At 56.8% G+C, this 2,049-nt stretch carries 2 protein-coding genes; both read left to right on the top strand.

The annotated features are described in order from the left end of the window. Window positions 1-25: 25 nt before the first annotated feature. Window positions 26-1,255 (top strand): hypothetical protein, encoded by a 1,230-nt coding sequence (locus tag M3436_20980; GenBank protein MDQ3566439.1) that lies wholly within the window; start codon window positions 26-28, stop codon window positions 1,253-1,255. A 190-nt stretch (window positions 1,256-1,445) separates the two neighbouring features. After that, on the top strand, window positions 1,446-2,049 hold a 604-nt coding region (locus M3436_20975; protein MDQ3566438.1), incomplete at its 3' end, for a peptidase U35.

Raw genomic sequence — 2,049 nt, 5'->3', positions numbered from 1 at the left:
GACGTGGAAACGTTCATGAGCATGGTTGAACTCCTTCGACTTCGACGACATCGCCGCCGGAGCTATTCCTGTTGAGACCTTGCGCGCCTATAGCCAGGTGCTTCGCTACTCGGGAGCAAAACCGATGAAACAGGGGGGGAAGACGCTGAAGAATTCACCCGATCGCTCCGGGTTAGTCGGCGACATGAACAGCCTTGTTAAGTACGACGAAGCGTGCCGAGCGATTGCGGCTGCTGCATCAGTAGATGAGGCAAAGGACATTGCTGACAAGGCAGCGGCGCTAGCCGCCTATGCGAGGCAGGCGCGGAACGTCGAGATGGAGATCGACGCCGCAGAGATACGGGTCAGAGCCAAGCGAAGGATTGGGGAGCTGAGTTTGGAGGTGGAGACGATTGCGCCAGAAGAGAGCGGGGCGATGGCTCATGGTCTTCCCAGTGCAGGGAAGACCTCAAAAGCCGCAGTCCTCGCCGCCGCCGGCATCTCAACATCCGAAGCGCACCGCTGCGAGCAGATAGCTGAGATTCCAGAGGCGGACATCGAGGCATGTTTTGCCGCGTGCAGGGAGAAAGGTAGAGCGGTAACCTCGGATGCCTTAGCTACGCATGCGACTCGCCAGGCTAACGAGGAAAAGCGGCGCTCTGACCTCCACCGCGCGGTTACGACGGAGCTACCGCGAGGGATATTTCACGGAGATTTCTACGAACTCTCGCGCGATATACCAGACAACAGTGTTGATCTGATTTTTACTGACCCTCCGTATGACGCTGATTCGGTGCCTCTCTACGAGAAAGCAGCCGAAGTAGCAGCACGCATCCTGAAGCCAGGTGGAAGTTTCATCGCCTATAGCGGACAAAAACATTTGCCTGGTGTTTTTCATGGGTGCGGGAAACACCTGGTTTATTGGTGGACATGCGCGGCTATCCATGGTGGCGGCGATCAGCTACTCCAAAAATTAGGGATCCGCTGTGGCTGGAAGCCATTGGTGTGGTACGTCAAGCAGACCAGAGGGAATGTTCAAAACATAATGGCGGACATCGTGCTCGGAGATAGGGAGAAAGATAATCACGAATGGCAGCAGTCGTCCATTGAGGCTCGATATTTCATACAGAGCCTTTCTGCGCCAGGCGGGTATGTCGTCGATTTCTTTTTAGGAAGCGGGACCACTGCCAAGGCAGCGGTAGATCTTGGACGCCGATTTATCGGATACGAGTTAAACGCTGGCACAATAGAGCGAGCATCTGTGGGGCTGGCATAAATGACAGTAATGCGCAGGGATGGCAACGATTCTCCTTTTTCTGAATGGATACGCGGAGAACCGCGACTAGACTCGCACCATCACGGCACCGGACAAGCAGCTCGACTGCGATTTGCATAGCCCCAGGTGGCGCCATCGCGGAGGCGATGCGCGAGCAGGATCGAAATCAGGTTGTTGAAAAGGCGGCGCCATGTCACTGACGCTGGATCTACCGCTACAAACCAGATCTGCGCCGATCAGCAGTGTCGATCCCGCGTCGCGCACCGCAACGCTTGTTTGGACATCCGGCGCTCGCGTTCGGCGGTACGACTGGATCCGCGGCCGCCACTTTTTCGAAGAGCTGAGTCTGGCCCCCGAGTCTGTGCGCCTGGGCAGGCTGCAAAACGGCGCGCCTCTGTTGAACAGCCACCGATCCGGCGATCTCAACGCCGTGATCGGTGTTGTCGAAAGCGCGCAACTTCATGGGAGCCAGGGGACCGCAAAGATCCGGTTTTCGGACCGCGCAGACGTCCAGCCGATTTTACACGACGTTCTTGACGGCATTCTTAGAAACGTCAGCCAAGGATACGTTGTTCACGAACTCGCTGAGCTGCCGCCCGACGAAACAAGCGCGGGCCTGCCGATTTACCGGGCCCTCGATTGGGAGCCTTACGAGTTGAGCCTTGTTCCAATTGGAGCCGATGCGGGCGCTCAGATCCGGTCCGAAGATTCGAGAACATTCCCCTGCATTTTTAGGAGCCCAAATACTATGAATACCCCCACCAAGCAGGCGACGACCGAGCCTGTACAAACAC

This window comes from Pseudomonadota bacterium (assembly GCA_030859565.1).
In the GTDB taxonomy this organism is placed as follows: Bacteria; Pseudomonadota; Gammaproteobacteria; order JACCXJ01; family JACCXJ01; genus USCg-Taylor.
The sequence above is the reverse complement of the archived record's forward strand: the minus strand, read 5'-3'. Positions and strand labels throughout refer to the sequence as shown.